The sequence below is a fragment of the Pseudoduganella sp. RAF53_2 genome, assembly GCF_052113985.1.
Lineage (GTDB): Bacteria > Pseudomonadota > Gammaproteobacteria > Burkholderiales > Burkholderiaceae_D > Rugamonas.
Map to the genome: position 1 here is coordinate 1 of NZ_JBFRDW010000635.1, position 3,498 is coordinate 3,498.

Annotated in this window: 5 protein-coding genes and 1 pseudogene; 5 read left to right on the forward strand and 1 reads right to left on the reverse strand. The window is 60.4% G+C overall.

Annotated elements, in window-relative coordinates; genetic code table 11:
* Positions 1–75 precede the first annotated feature (75 nt).
* Complete coding sequence (locus tag AB4Z11_RS26810; RefSeq protein WP_442028893.1) at positions 76–324, forward strand: Arc family DNA-binding protein; 249 nt, start codon at positions 76–78, stop codon at positions 322–324.
* Between the two features lie 4 nt (positions 325–328).
* Here the strand turns inward: AB4Z11_RS26810 and AB4Z11_RS26815 are convergent, their stop codons facing one another.
* Complete coding sequence (locus tag AB4Z11_RS26815; protein ID WP_442028889.1) at positions 329–820, reverse strand: helix-turn-helix transcriptional regulator; 492 nt, start codon at positions 818–820, stop codon at positions 329–331.
* Between the two features lie 16 nt (positions 821–836).
* Between AB4Z11_RS26815 and AB4Z11_RS26820 the strand changes: the two genes are divergently transcribed.
* The 4 genes and pseudogenes from AB4Z11_RS26820 to AB4Z11_RS26835 form a co-directional block, all read left to right on the forward strand.
* On the forward strand, positions 837–1,079 hold the full coding sequence (locus AB4Z11_RS26820; RefSeq protein ID WP_442028890.1) for a transcriptional regulator: 243 nt from the start codon (positions 837–839) through the stop codon (positions 1,077–1,079).
* A 58-nt stretch (positions 1,080–1,137) separates the two neighbouring features.
* Positions 1,138–1,620, forward strand: a complete 483-nt coding sequence (locus tag AB4Z11_RS26825) for a YmfL family putative regulatory protein (protein ID WP_442028891.1) — start codon at positions 1,138–1,140, stop codon at positions 1,618–1,620.
* On the forward strand, positions 1,620–2,039 hold the full coding sequence (locus AB4Z11_RS26830; protein ID WP_442028892.1) for a hypothetical protein: 420 nt from the start codon (positions 1,620–1,622) through the stop codon (positions 2,037–2,039). The genes AB4Z11_RS26825 and AB4Z11_RS26830 overlap by 1 nt, the downstream gene beginning before the upstream one ends.
* A pseudogene (locus tag AB4Z11_RS26835) lies at positions 2,040–3,498 on the forward strand (hypothetical protein); the annotation flags it as partial.

The window sequence follows — 3,498 nt, forward strand, 5'->3', positions numbered from 1 at the left end:
GAGTCCGCCATTATAGTGGGATGGCTTCACCGTGTAGCTATCACAGCGTTAGCCTATTCTCTACACTGCGCCTCTATGAGTAGAGACATTTCCCCATTTGGCCTTCGTATGCCTGCCGATTTGAAGGCTCTTCTCGAAAAATTTGCCCGTAGGAATGCCCGTTCTCTAAATTCAGAGATCGTAGGACGTTTAAACGAAAGCGTGGATGCTGCGCAACGGCCGCTGCGCAGCTATTCGGACGGTGAATTGATTAGGGAGCTGACTGACCGCTATGAGCGGGGGATGGTGTCTATCCGTATTGGACGGCCAGACGACGGGGCGTAGCTACTTACCTTGCCTTGGGCGGGCAAGTGTCCAGGAGCGCCATCACGGCGCTTTGAATGTGTGGCGGGACTTCGCGCTCTGCCAGCACTGTATTGATGTGATTCAGAAAAAACTCATAGCCAGGTGCAGATGCAAGTCGTACCTTGTCGCCGGCATTCGCCGAGCGCGTGGCATCCACATTCTGCTCCACTGACGCCGGCAGGGGATACCCGGTAATCTTGCTGATGGCCAGCATTTGCGCCAGGCTGGGTTGATGCTTGCCCAGCTCCCAGTGCGAAATATTCCCCTTAGTGTTTCCTCGGGTCGTCCGGAGTTCGAGCGCCAGTTTGGCGCCGAGCGCTTCGCCGGACAGGCCAGCGTGCTTGCGCGCGGTGCGAACCCAAGCTGCGATTTCATCTTTAATTTCCATTCCGTCATCGTATAGGTTTTCTAAACCTTTATGGGATAGAAAAACTTGACTTAAAGGTATAGAAAAACTAGACTTCGGGCTTGGCATACTTTCTCTCAACACAATGAACTCCTCTCCAATTGACGAAGTAGTCGCGATTTTAGGTTCGCTCCAAGCGCTGGCGAGGCACTTGGGTGTCACGAAGGGGGCGGCAGGGCAGTGGAAACTCCCTGGTCGTCGTGTCCCAGCAGAGCATTGCCCAACGATCGAAAGACTGGTTCAGGGCAGGGTCAGGTGTGAGGCACTTCGACCGGACGTGGACTGGGCGTATCTGAGGGGCACCGGGCAGGTGCAACCCCTTCATTGACGGTTCGAAGTGTAGAGCCGAAAGAGCAGTAGCAAAACCATAATATTTAGGAGTTTGTATGGATGTTCGCAGCGCTATCTTGAACCTGATCAACGCGATTCCTGGGAAATGGGTCGTGGCAGCAGCTCACCTGGGCATGACGGAAAATTCGCTCCGTAACCGGGCATACGAAACCAAGGGCCAATCGCTCTCGACGGATCACGCACTTGCTCTGCAGCAGCTGACCGGTGCCACTGATTTTGCCGAAGCGATTGCGGTTGCCAGCGGCGGCACCTTTGTGAAGCTGCCTGAGGTGGGCGAAATCGAAAATGAATCCATCCAGCTGCTGTTTAACGAGAACTACGCCGAGCTGGGCAAACTGTTCAACACGTTCATCGGCGCGATCGAAGATAACAAGATCGACGCAAGCGAGCGCCAGAAGCTCGAAGCGCTGGGTGCGCAACTGCATCGCAAGACCGAAACCCTGCTGGCTGTCATGTTCAGCGTGTACTGCCCGCGCGCCAACGCTGTTCGCGCCGAGCCGCTGCGCGAGGTGGCGTAATGGCGGCCTTCAATATGCCGCGTCGCGGCACGGCAGCATACAACGCACTGGTGACGCTCTATGCGGCCGGAGCCCCTCTCTCGGCTGCCACGCTGGCCGCACGCTCCGGGTGGAAGCGTGGCGCTGTCCAATTCGAGGACGAAGTGATCGGCGCCCTGTGCGCGGTTGGCCTGGCCAGYATTACCCCAAAGGGCATCGAAATTACCAGGGCGGGCAGCAAGTTCGTCGGGCCGAAAGATGCGGAGCCCGAGTACGAGGGAATCCCCGCAGCCCCGCGCGTCGGTTCGGGTTTCCGCCCACTGCGCAGCCGCAGCACAATGGTGATCCGCGCCGGCGCCTTGGACTACCGCGACATCCCTTCGATGATGGGTGGTGTGCAGGTTCCCTACAAGTCTTCGGTACGCCCGGAAAGCGAGTAAATGGCGACAGTCAACGACGTACTGGCACAGATGGCTGCGCACCTTCCCGCGCTGCCGCCGACGCCACTGGATCTCAATGCCAAGTTCAAGAAGTTTGGGGAGGGTAAGAAGTCCTGGTACAAGCTCTCCGAAATCAAGCTGGACGACGGCCGGTTTGTCGTCGCGGGGGCGTTTGGTCGCTTCCAGGGGCGCGATCCCGGCACCGTCAAAGTCGAGATTGGACGGGCCAGCCTGAGCGATGCTGACCTGGCGGCGATCAAGCGCCGACAGGAAGAAAAGCAGAAGCAAGAGGAGGAACGGCGCCAGCACGTCGCTGGCCTCGCCGCTGGCCGTGCACGCCGTCAATGGCGTCAGGCCAAGGACGCCACGCTTGTCGCTGACCACGCCTATCTGGTGCGCAAGCAAATCGTCGGTGAATATGCCCGCGTGCATGAGGATGGCAGCCTGCTGGTCCCTGCGCGGCACTACACGCGATCCGGCGCGGAGCTGGCCTGCGTGCAGAAGATTGCCCCGGATGGCGAGAAGCGGTTCAACACGGGCGCCGATATGGTTGGTGCAAGCTGCCTGCTCGGTTCCGTGTCGGCAGCTGTTCGCCAGATCGGCGTGGCAGAAGGCTATGCGAGCGGCCAGTCCGTCCGTATGGGGTGCGCCAGTGCGTTGCCCGTAATGGTCACGTTCAGCGCCGGGAACCTGCTTCCGGTCGCCCGCAAGCTCCGCGCCGATTTTCCCGACGCTGAGCTGATCTTCTTCGCAGACGACGACTGGCAACTGGTGCAGCGATACGCCCGCGACGTCCTGGAGGAGTTTGACGTGGTGGCGCCGGCCATCGACGGCGTGGACCACGTCCTGCAGAGCCCGGCTGGCCACGACGTGACCGTGCGCGCAACCTGGCGCAAGGATGCGACTGGCACGGACTACATCGAGGCAGATGTCCGCTCCGGTCGTCGCTTCCACATTTGGAAGTTTGAGAACGCCGGCATCGCCAGCGCTCGCGCCGCCGCCCGTGAGGTAGAGAACGCCCGTGTGGTATGGCCGGCGTTCGCAGATCGCGGCGAGAACAAGTGGACGGACTTTAACGATCTGCACGTTCAGGAATCGCTCGACGTGGCGCGCGCCCAGGTGATGGCGGCCATTGAGAATCGGCCTGCCGCTGACCTGCCGTCTCCCGCACCCTCTCATGTGGAATGCGCGCCTCTGGCGCCAGCCGTCGCGGCGGACGACGCTCCCCCGGCCCCCTCCGTAGAGAATGCCGAGCCCGAGGCAATTGGCCTCGTTCCGCTGGAGTGGGCGTTGTCGCATTGCGCGCTGATCCAGGGTTCGACCGATGTGTGGGACTCGGTGAACAAGCTGCGCATGAAGAGCAAGGCGTTCGTCACAATGGTCGGTAAGGAAAGCGCGAAGCAATGGGAAAACAGCCCACAGCGCCGCTCGATCAGTCCTCGCAATCTCCCGGTTACCG

What these genes read in the sequence shown, in the direction of transcription:
- AB4Z11_RS26810 (WP_442028893.1), top strand. Translation starts at nt 76, where the DNA reads ATGAGTAGAGACATTTCCCCATTTGGCCTTCGTATGCCTGCCGATTTG.
- AB4Z11_RS26815 (WP_442028889.1), bottom strand. Translation starts at nt 820, where the DNA reads ATGCCAAGCCCGAAGTCTAGTTTTTCTATACCTTTAAGTCAAGTTTTT.
- AB4Z11_RS26820 (WP_442028890.1), top strand. Translation starts at nt 837, where the DNA reads ATGAACTCCTCTCCAATTGACGAAGTAGTCGCGATTTTAGGTTCGCTC.
- AB4Z11_RS26825 (WP_442028891.1), top strand. Translation starts at nt 1,138, where the DNA reads ATGGATGTTCGCAGCGCTATCTTGAACCTGATCAACGCGATTCCTGGG.